This window comes from Streptomyces cinnabarinus (assembly GCF_027270315.1).
Classification (GTDB): Bacteria; Actinomycetota; Actinomycetes; order Streptomycetales; family Streptomycetaceae; genus Streptomyces; species Streptomyces cinnabarinus.
Genome location: NZ_CP114413.1, coordinates 4,720,829 through 4,746,970, shown reverse-complemented (window position 1 = coordinate 4,746,970; position 26,142 = coordinate 4,720,829). Strand labels below are relative to the sequence as shown.

Genomic DNA, 26,142 nt, shown 5'->3' with positions numbered 1-26,142 from the left:
GATTACCGAGCCCGCTTAATACATCGCGTCAATACACCGTTGCGAGGTCGCCGTGCTCGAACGAACCAGCACAAGCGTGCGCTATGCCCGCGGTATCGCCGCCGCGATCGTGGCCGTGGCCACGCTGGTTCTGGCGGCCAACGCGGGCCCGGCGCGGGCGGCGGATCCGGTTCTTCAGAACGCCGAGGTGTCCAGCTCGAACCCGAAGGGAGCGGGGAGCGGGACCGGCAGACCGACCTTGAACTTGTGGCTCTTGCCGTACTCGTCGCCGGAGGGGTCGGAGTAGACGACGACTTCCGCTTCTTCGCGGTCGATCAGCAGGTAGACCGGGACACCGGCGCGGGCGTAACCGCGGATCTTCTTTTCGCGATCACGGTCGGCCGTACCGGGGGAGGTCACTTCGGCGACCAGCAGGACGGACAGGGTTTCGTGCCACTGCTTCTCGTCGTCGAAGCTCCCTTCGGGAGCGACGACGAGGTCGGGGACGACGTTGCCGGTCTGGGACGCACCGGGAACCTTGAGGCCGATGCCGGTGTAGGTGAACAGGAAGTCGTCGGGGTCTTTGCGGATGATCTGGCGGTTGACCTTCGACACGATCTCCTCGTGCTCCCCATTGGCCGGTGGCGTCACGCAGATCTCTCCCTCGATCAGCTCCACGCGCCAGCCCTTCGGGGCCGCCGCACTGAAGAGCTCGAAGACCTGCTCCACGCTCGCGCCCGTGTGGTCGGGCACGCCACTGTCCGCGTCGCTGTCGCCGTCAGGGTCGTCATACGGCCCCTGAATGGCCTCGCCCTGGTACCCCGGCATGATGATCGGCTCCGCCGTCGCCATGACAGACCTCCTTCGCTCAGCGCGACGGTCCCAGAGTAGACCGGCACCGCAGATCCGGAACCTGGAGCCGTTCACTCGAACGAGCGTGCCGCTACGTTTCCGCGCTGAGAGTAACCACGCCATTACACCCTCGTACCGGAAATCAGCAAATAACCTGCCCCCATGACCTCCGACCTTGAGGACTTCTACAGGGACCTCCACCGGCACCCCGAACTCTCCTTCCAGGAACACCGCACGGCGTCCCTGCTCGCGGCGAAGCTCAACGCGGCGGGGTTCGAGACCGCGGAAGGCGTCGGCCGTACCGGAGTCGTCGGGATGCTCCGCAACGGCGACGGGCCGACCGTACTGCTGCGGGCCGACATGGACGCGCTGCCCGTACCGGAGGAGACCGGGCTGGCGTACACCTCCACCGTGCCCGGCGTGATGCACGCGTGCGGGCACGACATGCATGTCACGTGGCTCGTGGGCGCCGCCGAGGAGTTGGCGGCGCGGCGGGACTCCTGGTCCGGCACGCTGCTGGTGGTGGGGCAGCCCGCGGAGGAGGTCGGCGGCGGGGCGGCGGCCATGGTCGCGGACGGGCTGTACGAGCGGTTCCCGCGCCCCGACGTCCTGCTCGGGCAGCATGTCGCGCCGGGACCGGTCGGCGGGATCGCGCATGTGCCGGGGCTCATCATGGCGGCCACGACCGACGTCGACATCGTCGTGCACGGGCGGGGCGGGCACGGCTCGCGGCCCGAGACCACCGTCGATCCCGTCGTCACCGCCGCCTTCCTCGTCACGCGGCTCCAGACGATCGTCAGCCGGGAACTGGCCGCGCGGGAGCAGGCCGTGCTGACCGTGGGGCGGATCGAGGCGGGGACGGCGGCCAATGTCATCCCCTCCACCGCCCGGATCTCCCTCAACCTCCGTACGCAGTCGGAGGGTGTCCGGGACCGGATGGTCGACGCGATCCGGCGGATGGCGCAGGGCGAGTGCCTGGCGGCCGGGTGTCCGCGGGAGCCCGAGGTGACGCTGGGGAGCTCCTTCCCCGTGACCGTCAACGACGCCGACACCGACCGCCGGGTCGCCGCCGCGCACCGCGCGGAGTTCGGCGCCGAGGCCGTCTTCGACCCGGGTCCGGCGATGGGCAGCGAGGACTTCTCGCACCTCGCGGACGGCAAGCTGCCGTACTCCTACTGGTTCGTGACGAGCACCCCGCCCGCGACCTGGGACGCGGTGCCGGGGGACGATCCGGTGCGCCGGTCGGAGTCGGTGCCGAGCAACCACAGCCCGCACTTCGCGCCCGACCTCGCCGTCGTGCCGACGGGGGTGCGGACCCTGGTGTCGGGGGCGCTGACTTGTTTGTTGAAGACATGACTTAATCTCTGCGCACATTCCATTCGTTCCGGGGGGTTCGAAACAGCGTGCGCAGACGCACTCTCACGACGGCCGCCACCGCACTGGCGGTCCTCATCAGCTCGGCGGCCCTCGCCGCCGTACCGGCCGCCGCCGACTCCGTCCGGCCCGTCGAGGCCCTGGAGGACGCGACGGACATGGTCGTGGACGGCGCCCACCAGCGGGTGTTCATCGCCGACCGGTACGGCGACCGGATAGCCGTCACCGACTCCAAGGGCGCCCCTCTCGGCACCCTCACCGGGCTGCCCCAGGTGGGGGACCTCGAACTCAGCCCGGACAGCGGCACGCTGTACGTCGCGGTGCGAGGGGCCGACAAGATCGTCGCGTTCGACACGGCGACGCTCACCCGGACCGCCGAGTACCCGACCGGTGCCCAGACCATCCCCTCCCGGGTGGCCTACGCCGACGGCCGGCTGTGGTTCGGCTACGGCGACCAGTGGGACTCCGAGCTCGGCATGGTCGACCTGACCGCCGAGACCCCGACGGTCACGCTCGACCTGGCGGGCCACAACTTCTCCAGCCCGCCGCAGCTGTACGCCGACCCCGACAACCCCGGCACGCTGCTCGCCCTGGACGCGCACATCAGCTCCGGCCCGATGGTCGTCTACGACACCTCCTCCGGCACCCCGGTGATCAGCGCCTCCGCCGAGAAGGGCGGCTTCTACAACGACGCCGCACTCACCCCCGACGGACAGAACGTCGTCGTGGCCGGGCCCGGCAACCGCGCGCTCACCGAGTACCGCCTCTCCGACCTGGCGCAGGTGCGCACCTACCCGGTGCCCTCCGAGCCGGAGACGGTAGCCGTCGCCCCGGACGGCACGGTCGCGGCCACCGTCCTCGACACCGACGACGTGGGCGACACCTATGTCTTCCCCACCGACCCGGCCCTGCCCGTCAACGTGCGCAACCTGTCCCGCGACTGGATGCCGTGGGGCGGCCACACCACGAACTGGTCGGCCGACGGCAGCGAGCTGTTCGTCATCACGGACACCTACTACACGCCCCAGTTCCGCGTCGTCGACGAGCCCCGCAAGTACGCCGCGACGCTGAAGGTGACCGCGCCGGCCACCGCCCCGCGGGCCAAGTCCCTCACCGTGAGCGGCACCCTCACCACCGGTCTGGCCCTGCCCTCCGGCACCCCGGTCAAGGTCACCCGCACCGACATGGAGTCACCGGACGGCAAGTCGCTCGGCACCAAGTCCCTCGGCACCGGCGGCAAGTTCAGCTTCACCGACACCCCGCCGGCCGGCGGCAAGGTGACGTACACGGTGACCTACCAGGGAGACGCCGCCCACACCTCGGCGACCGCCTCCGACACCGTCGAGGTCTCCCGCGCCAAGCCGACGCTGACGCTGAACAACAACGGCAAGGTGTACAACTACGGCGCCGACGTGAAGTTCACGGCCCACCTGGGCACGACCTACAAGAACCGCAAGGTCGAGATCTGGGCCAACCCCTTCGGCTCGGACAAGCCCAACAAGCTGGTGAAGTCCGGCACGGTCGACTCCTCCGGCAACCTGTCGGTGGTCGTCGACCTCAAGCGCAAGACCACGCTCACCGCGAAGTTCGCGGGGGACGCCCGCTACCAGCCCCGGTCGGTGACCAGCACGGTCGGCGCCAAGGTGTCGATCTCGACGGTGCTCAGCGGCCACTACAAGACGAAGTACGCCTGGAACCACACCTACCACTGGTTCAAGGTGTCCAAGGACCCGGTCGTCACCGCGACCCTGCCGCCGTACGGGGGCCGCAAGCAGAAGCTCCAGATCCAGGTGTACTCCGGGGGCGTCTGGCAGACCACGTACGCCGAGTACTTCAAGCTCGACTCCGCCGGCCGGTCCGCCGTCCAGCTCACCGGCACCCCGCCCACCGGCTACCGCTTCCGGGTGCGCAACTCCTACATCAGCGGTTCGGGCGACAGCGTGAACACCACGACGTACGGCACCTGGAAGTACTTCACGTTCACGAGCTGAGGCGCTGGAGCTGCCGCTGGACATGGTCCAGCGCGCCCTGCCGCCGCCCCGGCACCCGCGTCCTCAAGTCGGCCAGCGCGAGCCCGAGTTCCTGGGCTCGCGCCGGGTCGGCGATCCGGCCCCACTGGTGGTGGGCCCGGTCCACGGCGGACTCCACATGCGGGTCCTGGGGCGGCTGCCCGGCGGCCAGCCGGGCCGACGCCACCCCGAGCCAGGCCCGGCAGCTGCGCACGGCGTCCCCGGCGAACATCCCCAGGTCGGCCCGTACTTCGGCCCAGTGCAGGGCCTCGGCCGAACCCGGCCCGTACGTCTGGAGGGCGATCCGCTCGTGGTGGGCGGCGAGCGCGTCGGCGTCGCCGTGCCGACCGGAGTTCACGGCCTCGGTGATGGCGGAGTGCGGATCCACCACCGCGACCCCCGGCGCGCCCAGCACCAGGTCCGCGCGCTCCTCGTCCCCGAGCCGCGCCAACGCCTGCTGATGCAACTCCGCGAGCTCGGGCCGCCGTCCGCTGCGCAGGATCGTCGCCACCGCCTTCATGTACGACGGCACCGCCACCACCCGTCTGCCCGGCGGCGGCGCGATACGGCCGTAGACGGCGCTGTCGCGGCCCGAGTCCAGCGGTCGGGTGCGCAGGTGCTCCCAGGTCTCCGGGTCCGCGTGCAGATCGAGGACCAGGCTCGTCGTGCCCGGCGGGCGCAGCCGCAGCTCCTCCCGGACCCAGTGCCAGGGCAGGGCCGTGTAGCGCACCGTCGAGGGCGTGGTGCGGGCCAGCGCCAGGTGCACCAGCCTTTGCCTGCGGTCGAGTTGGAGCTGGCCGGTGATGAACACGGTGAGCGGTCCCGGGGCCGCCGCGGCGGCGCGCAGCCGGGTCAGGACGGCCTGCGGTTCGAGGGGGTCGGCGAGTTCGACGACGTTCGCCGTCTCCGTACCGGCGAGCACCGCGGGCGGCACCGCCGCCAGGACGGGGAGCACGGACGCCGCGTCCACCAGACATCCCTTGCCCGCCGGTGAGACGGCGAGCAGCAGCACGGTTCCGGGCATCGGTCCCTCCCCATCCCCCGTCGATCACGTACGTCAGCACCGTAACCGCTGCGGCTGCAAAGGGGGGCCTCCGCAGTGCAAACGTCCCCTTCACCCGGCCCGCCGTACCGCGAACACCGTGGTGTCGTCGGCCAGCCGCCCGCCGCTGTGGCGCAGGGTGCCGTCGCGGACGTAGGCGACCAGGCGTTGCGGGTCGGTGAGCCGGGGGTCGGCGGCCACGCCCCGGGCGACCTCGTCGGCGAGGGGGTAGAAGGCGCCGATGCCGTCCCTGGCCTCGGTGACACCGTCGGTGGTCAGCAGCACCGTCTCGTCCGGACCGAGGCGGGAGCGGAGGACCACGGGCGGTCCCGAGCCGGCGGTGAGCTCGCCGAGGCCGAGCGGGAGCGCGCCGCCCGGCGGCAGCTGCCGTATCCCCGAGGGACCCACCAGCAGGGGCGGCTCATGGCCGAACACGACCGATTCCAGGGCGGTGGGGTCGTTCGCCGGGAAGTTCAGCAGGACCGCGGTGGCGAAGCGGTCGCCGTCGTCCCGGCCGAGGGCGGCCAGGTGCCGGGTGTGCCGGACCATCCGGGTCTCCAGCCGCTCCGCGACGACCGCGAGGTCCGACTCGTGGAAGGCGGCCTCCCGGAAGGTGCCGAGCAGCGCGGCGGCCGCCTCCACCGCGCCGAGCCCCTTGCCCTGGACGTCACCGATGAGGACCCGGGTGCCCTGCGGGCCCGGCTGGACGTCGTAGAAGTCGCCGCCGACCGCCGCCTCGACGTCGGCGGTGAGATACACCGCGGCATGGTCCAGGCCGCCCCAGGGGGACGGCAGCGGGCGCAGCACGGTGCGGCGGATGGTCTCGGCGACGTCCCGCATGTGCAGCATGCGGGCCTCGCCGCGGACCCGGACCGCGCAGGCCAGCGTGGCCAGGACACCGCCGATCGCGGAGAGCGCGAAGTCGGCGGGCCCGGCCTGGTACTCGTTGGGCAGGATGCTGTCCGCGACCAGATAGGTGAACGTCGAGAGCAGGGCGAACGCGGCCGTCCCCCACACCCCGCAGATCGCGGCGGCGATACCGGGAACGAGGACCAGCCAGGAGATGATCCGGAAGTCCCGCGCCGTGTGGTAGTCGATCACCACGATGGCGATGAGCAGCACCAGCGGCGGCATCCAGGCCACGCTCCGGCCGCCCACCCGCAGCATCTGGTGACGCCGGACCGGGTCCCCGGGCAGCAGACGGCGGGCCGGACGACCGCTCGCCGGTCTCAGTCCGCGCCCGCTCATGCCGCCAGCGAAACACGGGGGTGCACGGCCCGCATCTTCGACTTGCCAGGGCCCCCGCCCCGGGTGTGCTCTGGAGTTCGGGGGCGAGGAGGAAGGAGTCCTCTCATGGCTCACGCGGCACCCACACCCGGCCGGATGGCCAGGGCGTCCGCCCCGTCGGACATCTTCAGCGAGCGCACGCACACCATGGCGCGGTTCGGGATCCCGGTCGTCCTCGGGCTCGTCTACGGCTACTGGGCTGCGGCCAACCGGCGCGGCGGCGGCGAGATCACCGGCTGGAACATCCTGTTCGGGTTCGTCACCGCGATCGCCTTCATGGTGCTGTGCATCGCGGTGGCCACGCTGGCGCCCATGATGAAGCGGGAACTGCACTCGCTGACGAAGTCGGCCTTCGCCGGCGCCGCCTTCGGTTTCCTCTACAGCCAGACCGGCGCGAGCGTCCTGCGGTCCGTGGTGATGAGCCTGGTGATCACGGCGGCCATCTTCGCGGTGTTCTTCTACCGCTACTACACCAATGAGGACGCCGAGGGGAACCGGCTGCCCCGCTGACCGGTCATGGACCACGCGTGGGCCCCGGCTGCAGCGGCCGGGGCCCACGCGCTCCCTCACCTTTCCCTCACCAGCCGCCCAGCAGGCTCCAGCCGCTGGACGACGATCCGGAGGCGCTCCAGCTCCACGAGCCGGACGCGCTCCACGAGCCGGACGCGCTCCAGGAGTCGCTCGTGGACGTGTCATGGGTGGCCGAGCCGCTGGTGAACGGCTGGTCCCAGTTGTGCCAGGAGCCGTCCTTCCACTCCGGACACGGGTCCGAGCAGGTCGGCACCCGTGCGCCGCCGGTGTCGACGAAGGCGGCGCTGGCCCAGCCCTGGGCGCCCACGAGCCAGTACCAGTGCGGGTTTCCGTTGACGCTCTGGCCGCGGACCTTGCAGTCCACGCGGTCCTGGCTGCCCGGGGCGAGCCAGGTGACGGCGGGCGAGTGGGTGGTCGGCGCCTGCCGGACGTTGAGCTTCGTGTGGGAAATGACGGTGCCCCAGATCGGACCGTGATGACCGCCGCCGCCTCCACCGCTACCGTCGGCGAATGTCGGCGGGGCCGGCGCTGCCGCCGTCGCGCCTGCCGTCGCGGCGACCAGGGAGCCGCCGGTGAGCAGGGCCACGGCCAGGGTCCGCAGGGCCGGAGTGGTGCGCATGATCGGCCTCCTTCTCCCCAAACCCAGGAAACACCCGTTCGGGTGAACCCTCCACCGGAGAGCCGGGAGCCCGGTTCCCCCAAGGGGTGCGGCCCCTCGGCCATCCGGCCGCGCAGCGCTGGCGGGGCCGGTCGCGGCCGCTTTCGCTGGAGCCGTGTCCTCCCGTCTGCGGAACGCCGTCTCGGCCGCGCTGATCGCGCTGGCCTGTCTGCTGGTGCCGTTCGGCGCGCTGGCGGCCTGGGCGTCGTACGGGCTCGCCGACACCGGCCGGTACGTCACCGCGATGGCGCCGCTGGCCACCGATCCGGCCGTGCGGGAGGTGGTGGTGGAGACGGTCGGGGACGGGATCGTCGCCGAGACGGACGCCGAACCGCCGCTGCGGCCCTTCGTGCGGGACGCGGTGCGCTCCTTCACCGGCACCGACGCCTTCCGCACCGCCTGGGACAGCGGCAACCGGGCCGTCCACGACGCGGTGCTGCGGGCCGTGCGGGACGGCGGCGGGGGCGAGGTCACGGTCGATCTGGCGCCGGTGGCCGCGGAGGTGAAGGAGCGGCTCGCCGCGGACAACGTGCCGTTCGCGAGCCGGATCCCGGTCGAGCACACCGAGGTGGCGGTGCTGCCCGCCGCCGAACTGGAGCGGCTGCGCAGGGGGTTCCGCGCGCTGGAGGTCGCCGGGTTCTGGCTGCCCGTGTCGGCCGCGGTGCTGGCGGTCGGCGGGATCGCGGTGGCGGCGTGCCGCCGTCGGGCGGTGACCGCGATCGCGCTCGGTACCGCGCTGGGCGGCGCCTTCCTGGCCCTCGCCGTCGCCCTCGGCCGCCGGCTCACCCTCGCCGACCTCCCCGACGACGTCCACCGCCCGGCCGCGGGAGCGGTGTACGACGCCCTGACCCAGACGCTGCGCACGGTGTCCTGGCTGCTGGTGGCGGTGGGCCTCGCGGTGGCCCTGGGCACCTGGCTGCTGACGCGCCGACGGCAACCTTCGGCGGCGGGGACTCGTCCTTGAGGGAAGGGTCTTGAACGAGGGGCTGGGTGTTGGGCACTGCGGTCGAGGAACGGGCGGAGGCCCGGGCGGACGGGCGACGGTTCCTGGCGTGGTGCGCGGGGCTGCTGCTGGCCGGGGTGAGCGTCGTACTGGGCTGCCGGGCCGCGGACACCGACGGGATCACCCCCGTACCGCAGTTGCTCGCCTTCCTGCCGTGGCTGCTCGCGCCCACCGGACTCGCCCTGGCCTGCGCGCTGCTCGCCCGCTGGTGGACCGGGCTGGTGTGGGGCGTGGTCGCGCTCGGGCTGCTGGCCTGGTTCATCGAGCCGTACGGCCGGACCGGCGGCCCCGAGGGTCCGCCCGTCGCCTCCCTGAGGGTGCTGGTCTCGAACGTGGAGTTCGGACAGGCCACGGACGCGCTGATCGCCGCCGTCCGCCGGGAGCGGCCGGACGTGGTCTTCGTCGCGGAGTGCGAACAGACCTGCGACGCCCGGCTGAAGGAGAACCTCGGCGCGGACTATCCGCACCGGGAGGGCGAGGCGGCGGCGGGCTCCGACGGCTCGCTGATCCTCAGCCGGTTCCCCCTGCGCGGCACCGACGGCGTCCCCGGCACGATGCGCATGCCCGGCGCGATCGCCGACGTCCGCGGACACGCCGTACGCCTCCAACTCGCGCACGCCATGCCGCCGCTGCCCGGCCAGGTCGACGTCTGGCGCCGCGAACTGGGCGGCCTGCGGGACTTCGCCGCCGAGGACGACTCGACGCCCACGATCCTGGCCGGTGACTTCAACGCCTCCCAGGACCACGCGGCCTTCCGCGGCATCCTGGACACGGGCCTGCGCGACGCGGCCCGCCTCACGGACGCCTCCCGCACCCCGACCTGGCCGTCCCGCACCTCCCCGACCCTGGGCGTCCAGATCGACCACGTACTGCTGTCGCGGGACTTCTCCGCCCGCGGGGTCCGCTTCCTGGACCTGCCCGACACGGACCACCGAGCGGTCCTGGCGGACATCACCCTCCATGAACCGGGGTGACCCGCCTGCTCATAATGAGCGCATGCCCCGCGAGTTCCCCGTAGGTCTCACGCCTCCCGACTGGCTGGTCCGGAACCTTCAGCCGCAGGTGGCGCCGGTGAACCGGGCGGCCGTGGGGCGGGCGGCGGTGGGCATGGCGTTGCCGTTGGCGGTGGGGCTGGCGGTCGGGGAGCCGGAGTACGGGGCGCTCGCGTCGATGGGGGCGCTGTCGGGGGTCATCGGGGACACCGCGGACGCGTACCGGATGCGGATCCTCAACATCGCGGTCCCGCAGCTCTTCGGTGCCGTCGGGATCGCCGTCGGCTCGCTGGTGTTCGGGCACGGCTGGGTCGCGGTCGCCGTGCTGACCGCGGTCGCCCTGGTCTCCGGGATGATCTCGACGATCGGGGCGGTGGCCTCCGTGTCGGGCCTGCTGTTGCTGCTGAACGCCGTCGTGGGCGCGGGCCTGCCGATGCCCGGCGAGTGGTGGCTGGCGCCCCTGCTGGTGTCCGGCGGCGGGCTCCTCGTCCTGCTCCTCGCGCTGCTCGCCTGGCCGCTGCGGGGCGGGGTCCCGGAGCGGGCCGCGGTCGCCGACACCTACCGCACGGTCGCCGACCTCCTCGCCGTCACCGACCGCCCCGAGGCGTACGACGAGGCCCGGCACACCGTCACCCAGTCCCTGAACCAGTCGTACGACCTCATCCTCGCCCGGCGCACCCGCCACCACGGCCGCAGCCCCGAACTGACGCGGCTGCTCGCCCAGTTGAACGCGGTCATCCCGGTTGTGGAGGCCGCCCCCGCCGTCCACCTGAGCGGCCGGCCGCTGCCGCCCGAGATCCCCGAGGGCGTCCGGCATCTCGCGCAGGCCGTGGAGACCGGGTACACCGGCCCGACCGGGCTGAAGCTGCCGACGCCGACCACCGAGACCACCCGCGCCGTCGACCACGCCCTGCGCCACGCCGCCGATGTGGTCGCCGCCCCCGACGTGGACCCGCGCGGCATCGACGACCGCCTCGGCCGCCCCGCCGCGCTCGGCATCCGGGCCGCCCGCGCCGCCCGAAACGTCGCCCTGTCCGCCGCCTCCTGGCGCTACGGACTGCGCCTGGCCCTGTGCATCGGCGTGGCCCAGGTCCTGGTGTCGATCGTCGCGGTGCCCCGCTCCTACTGGGTCGCCCTGACCATCACTTTCGTCATGAAGCCCGACTTCGGCTCGGTCTTCTCCCGCGCCCTGCTGCGCGCCCTCGGCACGGTCGCCGGTCTGGTCGTCGCGGCCGCAGTGCTCTCACAGGTGCCGCGGGGCTGGTGGGACGTACCGGTGATGCTGCTGCTGGCCCCGCTCATCCCGGCGTTGACCCCGCGCGGATACGGCTACCAGACCGCCGCCATCACCCCGGTGATCCTGCTCCTGTCCGACGTGCTGAACCACGAGGGCACCGACCTCCTCCTGCCCCGCCTGCTGGACTCCCTGATGGGCTGCGGGATCGCCCTGGTCGCCGGGTATCTGCTGTGGCCGGAGAGCTGGCGCACCCGGGTCGGCGACCGGCTCGCGGACGCGGTCGCCGACACCGCGCGCTATGTGGAGGGCGCGTTCGGCGCGGAGGCGGTGGACCCGCCGGCCCGCGCCCGGATGCGCCGCCGCCTGTACCGCGACCTCTCCGTCATCCGCACCGAGTTCCAGCGCGCCCTGACCGAACCACCGCCCACCGGCCGCCGGGCCGCCGCCTGGTGGCCGCTGGTCGTCGCGGTGGAACGCATCGTCGACGCGACCACGGCCGCCCGGGTCCGCGTCAAGCACGGCGCCCCGCCCCCGTCCCAGGCGGAGACCGTCCAGGTCGCCCGGCAACTGCGCGAGCTGTCGGAGGGACTGCGCGAGGCGGACGTCCTGTACGAGGTCCGCACCGACCTCACGGGCCCGTCCGGCAGCGTCCTGGAGCCCTTGCGCCAGGAGGTGGCGGCGGCAAGAGCCATCGCGTCCCCCCGCTGAACGCCCGGCACACAGGTGCGGCCGCCCTGTGCAGGAGGGCGGCCGCACCGGTGGGGGGTGGGATCAACGACCCGACTTCTCCAGAGCCTTGTCCATCGCGGCCGCGAGACCGTTCGCCCACAGCTGGTTCACCCGGGCCCGCTCATTCGCGTTCGGGTTGGCGTTGCGGCACGACGTGCCCGGACCGCCGCCCGACATCAGCTCGCTGCACGGGCCCGAGTAGTGGTCGGGCAGACCGAGGACATGACCGGTCTCGTGGGAGGTGACGCGGGTGGAGTCGTACTGCTGGTTCTGCCGGTAGTCGAGGAAGATGTAGCCCCGGCCGTGCCCGTCCGTCGAGGCGTACGAGCCGCGCGAGTCATTTCCCTCGTAATACCTGAAGTCGGCGTTGGAGCCCTGCTGGAGCCGGACGTTGGACACCGAGCTGTTCCAGATCTGGGTGGAGCGGGCTATCTGGGCGCTGAACGTGGGCGCACGCGAGGCGTCGTAGACGACGGTGACCGCGGCGGTGCTGCTCGGGTTCGCCGCGCGCTTCTCGGCGACCGACTCCAGGACGGCCTGGAAGAAGGCCCGGTTGGCGGCGGCCTCGGCGGCGGTGCCGGTGTACCCGGCGTGCGGGGCGGGGATCGGGGCGGGTGCCGCGGTCGCCGGGGCCGCGGTGGCCAGCCCCAGGGCCGCCAGACTGACGGCGACGGCCGCGGCCGAACGCGCTGACAGGGAAAGGGAGATACTCATCGAGGACTCCTTGGTGGGGGTGAGTCGTCCTCGGTGAGTCTCGACGCCTGTACGGCGGCTGTGATGATGGCAACCGGCGATAGGACCGGGCTATCGGGCGCCCGATTCGCGTGTGTCAACCGGTGTTCATGCGTCTGGTGAAACCCCTGAATCCGCTTTAGGCTTCAAGGACATGGAGCTTGAGGTCAGGCACCTCCGCGCGCTGTGCGCCATAGCCGACACCGGCAGTCTGCACCGCGCCGCGCGTCAACTCGGCGTCGCACAGCCGTCGTTGAGCACGCAGTTGCGCCGGATCGAGCAGGAGCTGGGCGGCGCGCTGTTCCTGCGGACCCGCACCGGCTGCCGCCCCACCCCGCTGGGCCGCCTGGTGCTCAGCCGGGCCCGCCCCCTGGTGGCCGAGATGCGCTCCCTGGTCACCGAGGCCCGCTCGGCCGCCGCGGGCGGCCCGCGCCTGAGGGTCGGCTCCACCGCGAGCCGGGCCCTGGCGGGCTGGCTGCGCCGGCTGCGCGGCGACGGCCGGGAGCCCACGCTCCACATGGACGTCTCCGCCAACACCCTGCTGCGCATGGTCGCCGACGGCCAGCTCGACGTCGCCTTCGTGCACGAGGTGGAGGGCACCCCGCTGCACTTCCCCGGCGAACTGCGGCTGCGGGTCCTCATGGAACGCGAACCGCAGTTCGTCTCCCTCCCCGCCGACCATCCGGCCACCGCGAAGACCGAGGTCGAGCTGTACGACCTGGCGGGCGACCGGTGGATGGTCGACCCGAGCGTGGACGGCGAGTGGGACGGGGTGCGCCGGATGTTCCGGGACGCCGGGGTCGCCCCGGACGTCCTGCACGGCGACTACCACACGGCCGCGGCGCTGGTCGCCATCGGCGAGGCCGTCACCGTCTGCCAGCCCACCGCCCTGCCCCGCCCCGACATGGCGGTACGAAGACTGCGCGGCGACCCCTTGGGCGTACGGCTGCTGCTCGCGGCCCGCGCGGACGCCGATCTGAACGGGGCGTTCCCCGCGCTGGAGGAGGCGTACTGGGAGGCGGCGCGGAACGCCCCCGAGTACCGGAAGTGGCTGGAACACGACGGCACGCGAAGCCCGCCCGTTCCAGCCCCTCCGCAGCCCACCGCGTCGGCCGGCCAGGCTCAGACGCCGATGTCGCAGCCGTCCTTGCGCCACACGGCCACCACGGCCGGGCGGACGTAGGTGCCGGGACCGTCGGGCCAGGTGCTCTCCGGCTTCTCCACGGTCGCGCCGGTGATCTCACCCGGGTGCTGCACGGCGACCACGACACGGCGGTCCTGAACCAGCGGGCCACAGGTCTCGGCGCCGCGCGGCACGGTCAGGAACTGCTTCAGCTCACCGCGCCGGTCACCGCGCGTAGCGACCCCGAAGAGGCCGTCGTGCGAACCGAGCTGGGCACCGTCGGTGGAGATCCACAGGTTGCCGTGCGGGTCGAAGGCGACGTTGTCCGGGCAGGAGATCGGGCTGACCTGGTCCTTGGGGAAGCCCGCGAAGTAGGTGGCCGGGTCGTTGGGGTCACCGGCGACCAGGAACAGGCTCCAGGCGAACCTGGTGCTGTCGGCGCGGTTCCAGCGCTCGGTCAGCTCCAGGACCTGGCCGTGCTTGTTGGCGTTGCGCGGGTTGGCCTCGTCCGCCTTGGCGTTGGCGCCGACACCGCGGTTGGAGTTGTTGGTGAGGGCGACGTACACCTTGCCGGTGTGCGGGTTGGGCTCGACGTCCTCGGGGCGGTCCATCTTCGTGGCACCCACCTTGTCACCGGCGAGCCGCGTGAAGACGAACACCTCCTCGGCGCTCATGCCCTCGACGTGGCTGACGGCACCCTTGGCGGTGGCGGTGGCCAGCGGGATCCACTCACCGGAGCCGTCGAACTCACCGTCGGCCGGGAGCTTGCCGGTGCCGTCGATCTCGATGGCGGGCGAGTCACCGGTGAGCTTGGCGACGTAGAGGGTGCCCTCGTCGAGCAGCGAGAGATTGTGCTCACGGGCGGCCCGCGAGCTGCCCTTCATCATCCGCTTGCTGCCGACGAACTTGTAGAAGTAGTCAAAGCGCTCGTCGTCACCGGTGTAGACGACCGGACGCCCGTCGCCGGTCAGCCGCACGGTCGCGCCCTCGTGCTTGAAGCGGCCGAGCGCGGTGTGCTTGCGGGGCGTGGAATGCGGGTCGTAGGGGTCGAGCTCGACGACATACCCGAACCGATGCACCTCATTCGGCTCCTGAGCGACATCGAACCGCTTGTCGAAGAGCTCCCAGCGGCGCTCGGTGGCACCGGTGCCGATGCCGTACCGCTTGTCCGTGGCGCGGCTGCTGTTGGCGAAGTACTGGTTGAAGTTCTCCTCGCCGTGCAGCGTGGTGCCCCACGGGGTGGTGCCACCGGCGCAGTTGTTGAGCGTGCCGAGCGCCTTGGTCCCGGAGGGGTCGGCGGAGGTCTTGAGAAGATCGGACCCGGCGGCGGGCCCGGTGATCCGGAACTCGGTGCTCGCGGTAATGCGCCGGTTCAGCGGATGCCGGGGAACGGGCTTGAGCCGCCCCGTCTTCCGCTCACCCTCCACGACAACAGCGGAAAGCCCGTGCGCGGCCCACGCAATCTCGACCTGCTCACGCGTCGGATTGGCGGCGTCATAACCACGGAACATCAGAATCTCGTCGGTGTACTCGTGGTTGGCGACGAGGATCTGCCGGTTGTGCTCACCGGGAAGCGGGAGCAGCGCGAGGAAGTCACAGTTGTAGCCGAACTGCTGGGCCTGCGCCTTGGCGGTCTGATTCTCCGGGTCGAAAGCGGGCGCACCCCGCAGAATGGGCTCACCCCAGCGAATAACCACATTCTGGCCATAGCCGTCGGGCACGGTGACGGCATCGTCGGTGTTGGGCGCGACGGCGGTGAACCGCAGACCACGGGCACCCTTGCTGGTGGGCTTGTGCTTGTCGGCACCGCTCGCGGCCTCGGCGGCGGGCGCGGCGGCGACGGAGGCGGCGGTACCGGCGGCGGCAGCGGCGGTCACCACGGCGGCGGCACGCATGACACTACGGCGGCTCAGGGCGCCGGCGATGATGTCGCCGACGTACGGGTTTGCGGTGGTGTTGGGCACCTCGTGGAAACAGGCGTCACCACACCGGAAACGGCAGGTCATGGCGGAACGGCCACCAGGATGGGAACCGTCCGACGTTCTGATGAGCGGCAGCGGAATGCGCACTTTGTTCTCCCCTTGCTTCCCCTTGAATCCAGCCAGACGGACGGTAAAGGGACGGCTGTGCGAAAGCGGGGACGCGCGATGAACGAAGGGTGAACTGGAGGTATCGGTAGCTGAGTTGGCCCAGCAGGCGATCCCGGCCGAAGATCACGCTCCGGGGCGGCTAACCTTACGTGTCCGTCCTGGCCAGGGATTGACGGGATACAACTCATGCGAAGGGTTGCGCACATGGGCATTCTCACTCTCCTGCGGAACGCATTCGGCCGCTCCCGAAAGGAGCGCACGGCCGAGGCAGAGGGTGCCCCCGGCACGCCTTCCCTGGATCCGACGCCGGCACCGACCCCGGAAACCAAGCTCCCGGACCCCCGCCCGGCAACGGACGACGACGAACACGAACTGGTCTCAGCAGCCTTCGACAACGTCGCGGTCCCCAAGCAGGGGGGCGCCCCGGAGCCGACGGCGACGGCGACGGCCGAGCCGACGGCGAAGACCGAGGCAGCGGCGATGGCCGAGGCAACGGAGACCGAGGCTGAGGCTGAGCCGACGGCGGAGGTTGCGCCCGTGGCGGAGCCCGAGCCGGTCGTCGAGCCGGAGCCGGCCGCGGAGCCGGTGGCCGAAACGGACCCGGTCGTCGAGCCCGAGCCGGAGCCCGTGCTGGAGCCGACGGCAGAAGCCGAGCCGGTGGCGGAGCCCGAGGCGAGTGTGGAGCCCGAGGCGGTCGTAGTCGCCGAAGCGGAGCCGGTCGCAGAGCCCGAGCCCGTCATCGAAGCCGACCCCGAGCCCGAGGCGGAGGCTACGACGGAGCCGGTCCCAGCGGCCGAGCCCGTCATCGAAGCCGAGCCCGAGCCGGTCGCGGAGCCCGAGCCCGCGGCGGAGGCTACGACGGAGCCGGTCCCAGCGGCCGAGCCCGTCATCGAAGCCGAGCCCGAGCCGGTCGCGGAGCCCGAGCCCGCGGCGGAGGTTGCGGCGGAGCCGGTCGCGGAGCCCGAGCCCGTCATCGAAGCCGAGCCCGAGCCAGTCGCGGAGCCCGAGCCCGTCATCGAAGCCGAGCCCGAGCCGGTCGCGGAGCCCGAGCCCGTGGCGGAGGTTGCGGCGGAGCCGGTCGCGGAGCCCGAGCCGGTGGCTGAGGTTGTGGCGGAGTCCGTCGTGGAGCCGTTGGCTGCTGACGTGGCGGAGGCGCGGGCCGAGGAGCCCGCGGTCGCCGACGGCGAGGTCGCCCCTCAGGGGCCACCCGCGGTCGACGACGAGAGCGGCACCGGTGGTGCGGGTGGGAACAACCCGGCCGAAGGCGCAGCCAAGGCCGAGGCCGAGCCCGCCACCACCCTCGCCCGCCTCAAGACCCACGCCCCCAGCCTCGCCACCGCGTACCGCGCGGCCACCACCGCCCTCAAGAAGCACGACCTCACCGGCACCCGCGCCAAGACCTACCTCGTCCTGGACCGCTCCGCGAGCATGCGCCCGTACTACAAGGACGGCTCCGCCCAGGCCCTCGCCGAGCAGACCCTCGCCCTCGCCGCCCACCTCGACACCGACGCCACCGTCCACGTCACCTTCTTCTCCACCGAACTGGACGGCACCGGCGAGCTCACCCTCACCGAGCACGAGAACAAGATCGACGAGCTGCACGCCACCCTCGGCCGCATGGGCCGCACCAGCTACCACGTAGCGGTGGAGGACGTCGTGGCCACCCACGACAAGACGGCCCCCGACGCGAAGACCCCCGCCCTCGTGATCTTCCAGACCGACGGCGCCCCCGACGCGAAGACCCCCGCCACCCAGGCCCTCGCCGACGCCGCGAAGACCCACCCCCACATCCACTTCGCCTTCGTCGCCTTCGGCGAGCACGACAACAAGGCCTTCGACTACCTCCGCAAGCTGAAGACCGGCAACACGTCCTTCTTCCACGCGGGCCCGACCCCCCGCGAGCTCACCGACACCGAGCTCTACACGGGCGTACTCGCGGACTGGCGACCGTAGGAAACCGCCGGAAAGACGAACGGGCCGCCCCCTTCCCACCCCTTAAAACGGGAAGCGGGCGGCCCACCCATGTCGGCTACGATTTCAAGGTTCGTAAACCGACCGACCCGGGAGCAGCCAAGCCATGGCTCGACACCTCATCACCAGCGCCCTTCCGTACATCAACGGGATCAAGCACCTGGGCAACATGGTGGGGTCCATGCTCCCGGCGGACGTGTACTCCCGGTACCTCCGCCAGCGCGGCCATGACGTCCTGTACATCTGCGCCACGGACGAGCACGGCACCCCCGCCGAACTGGCCGCGAAGGAGCGGGGCCTCCCGGTGGACGAGTTCTGCGCGCAGGCACACGACGCGCAGAAGGCGGTCTACGACGGCTTCGCGCTGGCCTTCGACTACTTCGGCCGCAGCTCCAGCCCGCAGAACGTCGAGATCACCCAGCACTTCGCCCGCCGCCTCCACGAGAACGGCTTCATCGAGGAGCGGGCGATCCGCCAGGTGTACAGCCCCACCGACGGCCGCTTCCTCCCGGACCGCTACGTCGAGGGCACCTGCCCCCACTGCGGCTACGACAAGGCCCGCGGCGACCAGTGCGAGAACTGCACCCGCGTCCTGGACCCGACCGACCTGATCAACCCGCGCTCGGCGATCTCCGGCTCCACCGACCTGGAGGTGCGCGAGACCAAGCACCTCTTCCTCCTCCAGTCCAAGCTGGAGAACGAGGTCCGCGAATGGGTCGCCCGGCACGACGGCCAGTGGCCGCACCTGGCCTCCTCGATCGCCCACAAGTGGCTCACCGAGGGCCTGCACGACCGCGCGATCACCCGCGACCTCGACTGGGGCGTCCCCGTCCCGGCCGACACCTGGCCGGAGCTGGCGGCCGAGGGCAAGGTCTTCTACGTCTGGTTCGACGCCCCGATCGAGTACATCGGCGCGACGAAGGAGTGGTCGGACGCGGCGCCCGCCGGGGAGACCCGCGACTGGAAGTCCTGGTGGTACGAGGCCGACGACACCGTCCGCTACACCGAGTTCATGGCCAAGGACAACGTCCCGTTCCACACGGTGATGTTCCCGGCCACCCAGCTCGGCGTGCGCGAGCCGTGGAAGAAGGTCGACTACGTCAAGGCCTTCAACTGGCTGACGTACTACGGCGGCAAGTTCTCCACCTCCCAGAAGCGCGGTGTCTTCACCGACCAGGCGCTGGAGATCCTCCCGGCCGACTACTGGCGCTACTTCCTGATCGCCAACGCCCCCGAGTCGGACGACTCCTCCTTCACCTGGGAGCACTTCACGGCGACGGTCAACAAGGACCTCGCCGACACCCTCGGCAACTTCGTCAACCGCGTCCTGTCCTTCTCCAAGAAGCGCTTCGGCGAGGAGGTCCCGGCGGGCGGCGAGCCCGGCACGGCGGAGGCGCGGCTCGGCGAGGAGATCGCCCGGCTGCTCGCCGAGTACGAGGAGCACATGGAGGCCCTCCAGTTCCGCAAGGCCGCGGCCGCCCTGCGCGCGCTGTGGTCCGCGGGCAACTCCTACCTGGAGGAGAAGGCCCCCTGGCTGGAGATCAAGACCGACAAGGACGGCGCCGCGCTCACGCTGCGCACCGCGATGAACCTGATCCACCTGTACGCGGTGGTCTCGGAACCCTTCATCCCGGCGTCCGCGGCGGCCATGCGGCAGGCGTTCGCGCTCGCCGACGACACCGCCACCTGGGTCTCGGCGGACGAGGCGAAGTCCCTGACCGCCGTCCCGGTCGGCACCCCCTTCACGGTTCCGCCGGTGCTGTTCGCCAAGCTCACCGACGACGACCTGGAAACGTACAAGGAGCGCTTCGGCGGCGTAACCGCCGAGTAACACCCCTTCTCGGACCCCTCACTCACCAGGTATATCTGGCCATGATCATGCGGTCGGTCAGGCCGCATGACGTTCGAGTGGGGGGTCCTCTCATGGCTCTTTTCGGCAACGCGCACCCGATCGACCCGGCGCAGGCGGCGCAGGACTACGCCAAGCTGCTCGGCCAGGGCGAGACGGTGCACACTGCCTACCTGCTGATCCGCGACACCATCCTGTTCACCGACCGCCGGCTGATCCTGGTCGACAAGCAGGGCATCACCGGTAAGAAGACGGAGTACCACTCCATCCCCTACCGCAGCATCACCCACTTCGCCGTGGAGACGGCCGGCACCTTCGACCTCGACGCCGAGCTGAAGATCTGGGTCTCCGGCACCCAGCTGCCGATCACCAAGACCTTCACCAAGGGCGTGGACATCTACGAGGTCCAGGCGATCCTCACGCAGTACGTAGCCCGGTAGGCCTCAGCGACCGGCACGCGTCCGACGGACAGACGGACCCCGGGTCAGGTACCGGTGTTCGTCGCGTCCGGGTCGACGCCCATCGTGAGGGAGCCGACGACGCCCTTGGCGATGTTCTTCTTGTTGTACTTCAGCTTGAGCAGGCCGCCCGCGGTGCCGGACTGGTCGTAGATCGTGTCCTGTTCGAGCGTCGTGCGCTCGGTCGTCGAGGTGGAGTACGGCTCGACCTCGGCGGAGGCGAGGACGGACTCCTCGTCGAAGAAGAACTGGCCGGTGTGGCAGGTGTGGCCGCCCTCGTAGCCGGCGTCCGTCCACTCTCCGTCCACATGCACCTTGGTGTGGATGTGGACGGTACGGCCCCGGTACCAGCCCGGGAGGATCGTCCGGAAGGTGACCCGGCCCTGCTTGTCGGTCTTCCAGGTGCCGCGCAGATAGCGCTCGTCGTCGGTAGGCTCCTCGTGCATCCCGCCGCCGGTGCCGCCGGAGGGAGCCCCGGACGGCGGCTCGCCGGTCGGTGTGCCGGAGGGCATGTCGGTCGGCGCGTCCGTCGGGGGCGTGCCGCCACCGCCGCCGGTCGACAGGCTCTCGTAGCCCGAGTAGATGCCGAGCGCGTCGCAGTGCCAGATGTCCACGGCGGCGTTCGCGATGGGCTTGCAGGTCTCGTTGTCGATCACCTTGAGGTTCAGGACGAGCGGGATGCCCTCCTTGTCCTCGGTGATGTCCCGGCGGATCTTGTCGGCGTCGATGTAGTACGGCCCCTCGGTGGTCTCCGAGGTGAGCTTGTAGCAGCCCTCGGTCGCCGACTCCGAGGCCGAGGCAGCGGCCGTACCGCTGGTCTCGTCCGCGAAGGCGCCTGCCGCGAAGGCACCGCCCACGCCCACCGCGGCGACCGCCCCGGCTCCGCCGACGACGACCTTACGCCGCGTCAAGTCCCTTTTGTGCTTCGGCCCTTCGGCCGTGTGGTTTCCCGTCATGCCCCAGGACGCTAGGTAGGGCGGCTGTAAGGAGCATGGGCGTGGCCTGTGGTTACCTTTGGAAACGACAAAGGGCCCGGAACCCATCCCCGGGTCCGGGCCCTTCGCTCAACCGACCACTACTTCGGCTGCGGCTTGCGCACCGACAGGTGCAGCTCCCTCAGCCGGGTCTCGTCCAGCTCCGTCGGCGCGCCCATCATCAGGTCCTGGGCGTTGCCGTTGAGCGGGAAGGCGATGGTCTCGCGGATGTTCGGCTCGTCCGCCAGCAGCATGACGATACGGTCCACGCCGGGGGCGATGCCGCCGTGCGGCGGGGCGCCGAAGCGGAACGCGCGGAGCATGCCCGCGAACTGCTCCTCGACGGTGTCCCGGTCGTAGCCGGCGATCTCGAACGCCTTGAGCATGATCTCCGGCTCGTGGTTCCGGATCGCGCCGGAGGACAGCTCGACGCCGTTGCAGACGATGTCGTACTGCCAGCCCAGGATGTCCAGCGGGTCCTGGTTCTCCAGGGCCTCAAGGCCGCCCTGCGGCATCGAGAACGGGTTGTGCGAGAAGTCGATCTTCCCGGTGTCCTCGTCCTTCTCGTACATCGGGAAGTCGACGATCCAGCAGAACCGGAAGACGCCGTCCTCGAAGTGCCCGGCGCGCTTGGCAGCCTCGACCCGGACCGCGCCCATGATCTTGGAGACCTCGTCGAACTCGCCCGCGCCGAAGAACACGGCGTGACCGGCGGCCAGGGAGAGGCGCTTGGTCAGCTCGGCGACGTTCTCCTCGGTGAGGAACTTCGCGATCGGGCCGGACAGCGAGCCGTCCTCGGCCACCCGCACCCAGGCGAGGCCCTTCGCGCCCTGCGAGACCGCGAAGTCACCGAGCTGGTCGAAGAACTTCCGGGGCTGCGCGGAGACGTCCGGCACCGCGAGGGCGCGCACGTGCTTGCCCGCGAACGCCTTGAACTCCGAGCCCTCGAAGACATCGGTGATGTCGACGAGCTCCAGCTGGGCCCGCAGGTCCGGCTTGTCGGAGCCGTACTTCAGCATCGCCTCGCGGAACGGGATCCGCGGGAAGGGGGAGGTGACGTGGCGGCCGTTGCCGAACTCCTCGAACAGCTCCGTCATGAGCTTCTCGATCGGCTGGAAGACGTCCTCCTGCTCGACGAAGCTCATCTCCACGTCGAGCTGGTAGAACTCGCCCGGCGAACGGTCGGCGCGGGCGTCCTCGTCGCGGAAGCAGGGCGCGATCTGGAAGTACCGGTCGAAGCCGGAGATCATCAGCAGCTGCTTGAACTGCTGCGGCGCCTGCGGGAGGGCGTAGAACTTGCCCGGGTTCAGGCGGGAGGGCACGACGAAGTCGCGGGCGCCCTCGGGGGAGGTGGCGGACAGGATCGGCGTCGCCATCTCGTTGAAGCCCAGCGCCGTCATCTTGTGACGGATCGCCGAGATGACCGCCGTACGCAGCATGATGTTCTTGTGCATGCGCTCGCGGCGCAGGTCCAGGAAGCGGTACTCAAGGCGCCGCTCCTCGTTGACCCCGTCCTCGGCGTTGATCGTGAACGGCAGCGGGGCGGCGGCGCCGAGCAGCTCGACCTCGCCGACCTCGACCTCGATCTCGCCAGTGGGCAGCTCGGGGTTCACGTTCTCGGTTCCACGTGAAACAACCTTGCCGTCCACCCGGACCGTGGACTCCTTGGAGAGCTTGTCCAGGGCCTCGTAGGCGGGCGTGCCGGGGCGGGCGACGAGCTGCGTGATGCCGTAGTGATCGCGCAGATCGATGAAGAGGATGCCACCCAGGTCGCGCCGATTGTGCAGCCAGCCACTCAGCCGGACGTCGCTCTCGACGTCAGAGGCGCGGAGCTCGCCGCAGGTGTGGGACCTGTACCGATGCATCGTCGTTCATCCAGCCTTCGCGGATCGGGAATCTCCGGGGCCCAGTGCCCGGACCTCCCAAGGGTACCGGCCACCCAATGATCGGCTCCCCACCATTAACGGCGGCCCCTTCGGTGGCAGGCTCGGTTGACCTCTTCTTAGAGTGGGGCAATGCGCACTGGTGAGCCCCTGCCCGCCGTGCAGGAGGTTCTCGCCGCCCTGGCGACGGGCCAATGGCACTGGTCCACCGCCACCGGGCTGGTCACGGTCGATGCCGAGGCGGCCCGGCTGCTCGGGCTGCCCGAGGAACGGGCCACGCTCCGGGAGTCCCAGGTGCGCGCCCGGCTGCACCCGGTCGACTGGAACGAGATCGCCGGAGTGATCCAGCTCGCCGTCGCCGAGGGCACGCTGGGCGAGGTGCGGGTGCGGATCATGGACGAGCGGGGCCAGGTCGTCCGGATCACCCGCAGCCGCTTCAAGCCCGCCTTCGACCCGCAGAAACGGGCCTACGAGGTGATCGGCACCCTCCAGGAGGTCACCGAGCCCACGCCGGGCACCCCGGCCGGACGGGGTGCGGTCACCGGGGACTGGCGGCGCTCCCGGGAAGCCTTCCTGCTGGACGCGGGCCGGGCGCTCGCCGAGGCCCGGTCCACGGCGGAGGTGCTGCGGGTCGCGGCCGGGCTGTCGATGCCGGGCTTCTCACCGGACGGGCTCGCGGTGTTCGGCGTGGAGGCCGACCGGCTGACGATCATCGGCCACCACGGTCAGGACGCCGGGGACGAGGACCCGTTCACCCACCTGTCCCTGCAGACCGACTATCCGGCCGCCGAGGTGGTGCGCACCGGACGGGCCGTCTATCTCTCCACGCCCGAGCAGTACCGCTCCCGCTACCCGGTGACCTGGCCGCTCGCGGCGCACTTCGGGCGCCGCTCCTGGGCGTTCCTGCCGCTGACGGTGGCCGGGCGGACGATGGGCGCCTGGATGGCGGCCTTCACCTATCCGGTGGCGTTCACGCCCGACGAGCGCTCGGTGCTGACGACGGTGGCCCGGATGCTGGCGCAGGCGCTGTCCCGGGCCGGCGCCGCGGAGACCCAGCGCGAGCTCACCGACGGGCTCCAGCGCTCCATGCTGCCGACGCTGGGCCCGCAGGAGATACCGGGCATGAGCGTCGCCGCCCGCTATGTGCCCACCGGCGGCGGCCTCCAGGTCGGCGGCGACTGGTACGACATGATCCCGCTGCCGGGCGGGCGGTTCGCCCTGGTCATCGGGGACGTCCAGGGCCATGACGTGCGGGCGGCGGGCCTGATGGGGCAGCTCCGGATCGCCCTGCGCGCCTACGCCTCCGAGGGCCACCGCCCGGACGCCGTGCTCTCCCGGGCCTCCCGCTTTCTGCACGGCATGACGGACGACGACGATCCGGAACTGCTCGACCTGCGCTTCGCGACCTGCCTGTACGTCGAGGTGGACCCCGCCTCGGCGACCCTGGACGTGGCCCGCGCCGGGCACCCGGACCCGGCGATCCGGATGGCGGACGGCACGGTGCTGACCCGGCCGACGGCGGGCGGGCTGCCGCTCGGGATCGACCCGGACGCGGACTACCCGACGACCCGGCTCACCCTGGAGCCCGGCGAGACGATGCTGCTGTGCACGGACGGTCTGATCGAGACCGGCGGCCATGACCTGGAGACCGGCTGGAAGCGGATCCGCTCGATCCTGGAGGACCACCAGGGCGATCTGGAGGCCCTGTCCGACGCCCTGGTCCAGGCGGTGCACGGGCCCTCCTCGCACCACACCACCGGCCCGCTGGCGGACCGGCGCGAGGACGACATAGCGGTCCTGCTGCTGTGCCGCGAGGGGGAGGGCTGCGGCTGCGGCGAGACGGTGACGGCCGTGCGGCCGACGGTCCGCCGCGCCATGCTGACGGTGGCCCAGGACGAGCCCGAGCGGATCGCGGTGGCCCGGCACCAGCTCCGTGAGCTGCTGCACGACTGGATCTCCGCCGACCAGGTCGACTCCGCGGTCCTGCTGCTCTCCGAGACGCTGACCAACGTCCTGGTGCACACCGACGCGGACGCCCTGCTGCGGGCGGAGGTGCACGGCGAGGCGGGCAGACGCCGGATGCGCGTGGAGGTCACCGACACCAGCGACGACCTCCCCCACAAGCGGCGCCCCGGGGAGCTGGCCTCCTCCGGCCGGGGCCTGATGCTGATCGAGCTGCTCGCCGACACCTGGGGGGTCGATCCGCGGGGCGAGGGCAAGAGCATCTGGTTCGAGCTGGCGGAGAGTGCTCAGGACGGCTCGGCGGAGGTGCCGTAGCGGGTCCGCAGCTCCTCGGCGACGCCGAAGGCGGCCGCGGTGAGCGGTACGGCCAGCAGCATGCCGAGGATGCCGGCCACCGAGGCGCCCGCGGTGATCGTCACCATCACCATCGCCGGATGCATCTGCACGGTCCGGCTCTGGATCATCGGCTGGAGCACATGCCCCTCCAGCACCTGCACCCCGAGCACCACCCCGAGCGCCCACAGGGCGATCACGAACCCCCGGTCGGCGAGCGCGACCAGCACGGCGACGGCACCGGAGAGAAAGGCGCCGAGGTAGGGGATGTAGGCGCCGACGAAGACGAGCGCGCCCAGCCCGGCGGCACCGGGCACATCGAGGATCAGCAGCCCGATGGTGATGAGGATCGCGTCGATGAACGCGATGAAGGTCGTCCCCCGCATAAACCCCTCGACCGCCTCGAAGGCGCGCCGCGCCATCGCCTCCAGGGTGTCGGCGGTACCGCGCGGCGCCATCGAGCGCAGCGTCCCGGCGGCCCGGTCGGAGTCGCGCAGGAAGAAGAAGACCAGCAGCAGCGCCAGTACCGCCATGGCGATGCTCTCGCCGACGACACTGACCCCGCTGATCACGCCCGAGGCGGCGGTCCCGCCGAACTTGGTGAGGAGTTCCTGGGCGTTGGAGGCGATGTCGTCCAGGGAGGTGCCCGCGGCCCCGAAGTGATCGGCGAGATCGTTCCCCGCGGTCCGGAGCGAGGTGACGATCTGGTCCCCGCTGTCGATCAGCGCGGCGACGACGATGTACACGGCGCCGCCGACCACTCCCACCACGGCGACGCAGGTCAGCGCGGCGGCCACGGACCGGTTGACCTTCGCCTGCACCAGCCGTCGGTGCAGCGGCCCCAGCAGCGCGGTCCCGAGCAGCGCCAGCAGCACGGGCACCACGGCCGTCCGCAGCGCCGCGCACAGCCGGATGCCGACGTACACGACCCCGGCGGCCAGCAGAATGACGGCGCACCAAGCCGCCACCCGGCGCACGGGTTCGGGGAGCAGCGATCGGGAGTCCGGCACGCTCCCACCCGATCACGCGTCGGGCGGGCCCACCTTCCGGCAGGCCCACCCGGGTGACGGGGTG

General features: G+C 71.4%; 20 protein-coding genes. 11 read left to right on the top strand and 9 right to left on the bottom strand.

Translation table 11 applies throughout. The features are described 5' to 3' along the window. Window positions 1–174 precede the first annotated feature (174 nt). Window positions 175–831, bottom strand: a complete 657-nt coding sequence (locus tag STRCI_RS21425; RefSeq protein WP_269660568.1) for a Uma2 family endonuclease — start codon at window positions 829–831, stop codon at window positions 175–177. Window positions 832–993: 162 nt separating this feature from the next. On the opposite strand from STRCI_RS21425, the gene STRCI_RS21420 reads away from it, so the two are divergent. Both STRCI_RS21420 and STRCI_RS21415 read left to right on the top strand, forming a co-directional pair. After that, entirely contained in the window at window positions 994–2,187 is a 1,194-nt protein-coding gene (locus STRCI_RS21420; protein WP_269660567.1) for an amidohydrolase, read from the top strand. A 47-nt stretch (window positions 2,188–2,234) separates the two neighbouring features. Further along, window positions 2,235–4,196, top strand: coding sequence for an NHL repeat-containing protein (locus tag STRCI_RS21415; RefSeq protein WP_269660566.1), 1,962 nt, complete (start codon window positions 2,235–2,237; stop codon window positions 4,194–4,196). Here STRCI_RS21415 and STRCI_RS21410 read toward each other — a convergent pair. Together STRCI_RS21410 and STRCI_RS21405 are read right to left on the bottom strand one after the other, a co-directional pair. Further along, window positions 4,186–5,238 carry a hypothetical protein gene (locus STRCI_RS21410; RefSeq protein WP_269660565.1) on the bottom strand — a complete coding sequence of 351 codons (1,053 nt, stop codon included), beginning with the start codon at window positions 5,236–5,238 and terminating at the stop codon, window positions 4,186–4,188. The genes STRCI_RS21415 and STRCI_RS21410 overlap by 11 nt on opposite strands. A 90-nt stretch (window positions 5,239–5,328) precedes the next feature. Continuing rightward, window positions 5,329–6,504 (bottom strand): PP2C family protein-serine/threonine phosphatase, encoded by a 1,176-nt coding sequence (locus STRCI_RS21405; RefSeq protein ID WP_269660564.1) that lies wholly within the window; start codon window positions 6,502–6,504, stop codon window positions 5,329–5,331. A 105-nt stretch (window positions 6,505–6,609) separates the two neighbouring features. On the opposite strand from STRCI_RS21405, the gene STRCI_RS21400 reads away from it, so the two are divergent. After that, a complete protein-coding gene (locus tag STRCI_RS21400; protein WP_269660563.1) occupies window positions 6,610–7,053 on the top strand; it encodes a hypothetical protein in 444 nt (147 codons plus the stop codon). Between the two features lie 67 nt (window positions 7,054–7,120). On the opposite strand, the gene STRCI_RS21395 is transcribed toward STRCI_RS21400, so the two are convergent. Then, window positions 7,121–7,693: an SH3 domain-containing protein gene (locus STRCI_RS21395; protein WP_269660562.1), complete on the bottom strand. Its 573-nt coding sequence runs from the start codon at window positions 7,691–7,693 to the stop codon at window positions 7,121–7,123. A gap of 154 nt (window positions 7,694–7,847) precedes the next feature. On the opposite strand from STRCI_RS21395, the gene STRCI_RS21390 reads away from it, so the two are divergent. Genes STRCI_RS21390 through STRCI_RS21380 form a run of 3 tightly spaced genes read left to right on the top strand, consistent with a single transcriptional unit; the run spans window position 7,848 to window position 11,672 of the window. Next, a complete protein-coding gene (locus tag STRCI_RS21390; RefSeq protein WP_269660561.1) occupies window positions 7,848–8,696 on the top strand; it encodes a hypothetical protein in 849 nt (282 codons plus the stop codon). A gap of 29 nt (window positions 8,697–8,725) precedes the next feature. Further along, the gene (locus tag STRCI_RS21385; RefSeq protein WP_269664607.1) at window positions 8,726–9,709 is read left to right on the top strand and encodes an endonuclease/exonuclease/phosphatase family protein; all 984 of its coding nucleotides are present in this window, start codon (window positions 8,726–8,728) and stop codon (window positions 9,707–9,709) included. 22 nt (window positions 9,710–9,731) lie between these two features. Next, window positions 9,732–11,672, top strand: coding sequence for an FUSC family protein (locus STRCI_RS21380; protein WP_269660560.1), 1,941 nt, complete (start codon window positions 9,732–9,734; stop codon window positions 11,670–11,672). Between the two features lie 63 nt (window positions 11,673–11,735). Here STRCI_RS21380 and snpA read toward each other — a convergent pair whose 3' ends face one another. Continuing rightward, window positions 11,736–12,407, bottom strand: a complete 672-nt coding sequence (gene snpA, locus STRCI_RS21375) for a snapalysin (RefSeq protein ID WP_269660559.1) — start codon at window positions 12,405–12,407, stop codon at window positions 11,736–11,738. 172 nt (window positions 12,408–12,579) lie between these two features. Between snpA and STRCI_RS21370 the strand changes: the two genes are divergently transcribed. Beyond that, window positions 12,580–13,608 (top strand): LysR family transcriptional regulator, encoded by a 1,029-nt coding sequence (locus tag STRCI_RS21370; protein ID WP_269660558.1) that lies wholly within the window; start codon window positions 12,580–12,582, stop codon window positions 13,606–13,608. On the opposite strand, the gene STRCI_RS21365 is transcribed toward STRCI_RS21370, so the two are convergent. Then, window positions 13,548–15,617: a PhoX family protein gene (locus STRCI_RS21365; RefSeq protein WP_269660557.1), complete on the bottom strand. Its 2,070-nt coding sequence runs from the start codon at window positions 15,615–15,617 to the stop codon at window positions 13,548–13,550. The two genes, STRCI_RS21370 and STRCI_RS21365, sit on opposite strands and share 61 nt — an antisense overlap. Window positions 15,618–15,842: 225 nt before the next feature. Here STRCI_RS21365 and STRCI_RS21360 point away from each other — a divergent pair, with 225 nt between their 5' ends. From STRCI_RS21360 to STRCI_RS21350, 3 genes are all read left to right on the top strand, one after another. Further along, a complete protein-coding gene (locus tag STRCI_RS21360) occupies window positions 15,843–17,591 on the top strand; it encodes a VWA domain-containing protein (protein WP_269660556.1) in 1,749 nt (582 codons plus the stop codon). Between the two features lie 124 nt (window positions 17,592–17,715). Continuing rightward, entirely contained in the window at window positions 17,716–19,440 is a 1,725-nt protein-coding gene (metG, locus tag STRCI_RS21355) for a methionine--tRNA ligase (RefSeq protein WP_269660555.1), read from the top strand. A 92-nt stretch (window positions 19,441–19,532) separates the two neighbouring features. Then, window positions 19,533–19,898, top strand: coding sequence for a PH domain-containing protein (locus STRCI_RS21350; RefSeq protein WP_269660554.1), 366 nt, complete (start codon window positions 19,533–19,535; stop codon window positions 19,896–19,898). Between the two features lie 44 nt (window positions 19,899–19,942). On the opposite strand, the gene STRCI_RS21345 is transcribed toward STRCI_RS21350, so the two are convergent. Next, complete coding sequence (locus tag STRCI_RS21345; protein WP_269660553.1) at window positions 19,943–20,872, bottom strand: intradiol ring-cleavage dioxygenase; 930 nt, start codon at window positions 20,870–20,872, stop codon at window positions 19,943–19,945. A gap of 119 nt (window positions 20,873–20,991) precedes the next feature. Beyond that, window positions 20,992–22,755 (bottom strand): aspartate--tRNA ligase, encoded by a 1,764-nt coding sequence (gene aspS / locus STRCI_RS21340; RefSeq protein WP_269660552.1) that lies wholly within the window; start codon window positions 22,753–22,755, stop codon window positions 20,992–20,994. Window positions 22,756–22,905: 150 nt separating this feature from the next. On the opposite strand from aspS, the gene STRCI_RS21335 reads away from it, so the two are divergent. Continuing rightward, a complete protein-coding gene (locus STRCI_RS21335) occupies window positions 22,906–25,050 on the top strand; it encodes a SpoIIE family protein phosphatase (protein WP_269660551.1) in 2,145 nt (714 codons plus the stop codon). Here the strand turns inward: STRCI_RS21335 and STRCI_RS21330 are convergent. Then, window positions 25,023–26,078: an AI-2E family transporter gene (locus tag STRCI_RS21330; RefSeq protein ID WP_269660550.1), complete on the bottom strand. Its 1,056-nt coding sequence runs from the start codon at window positions 26,076–26,078 to the stop codon at window positions 25,023–25,025. The genes STRCI_RS21335 and STRCI_RS21330 overlap by 28 nt on opposite strands. Window positions 26,079–26,142: the final 64 nt, after the last annotated feature.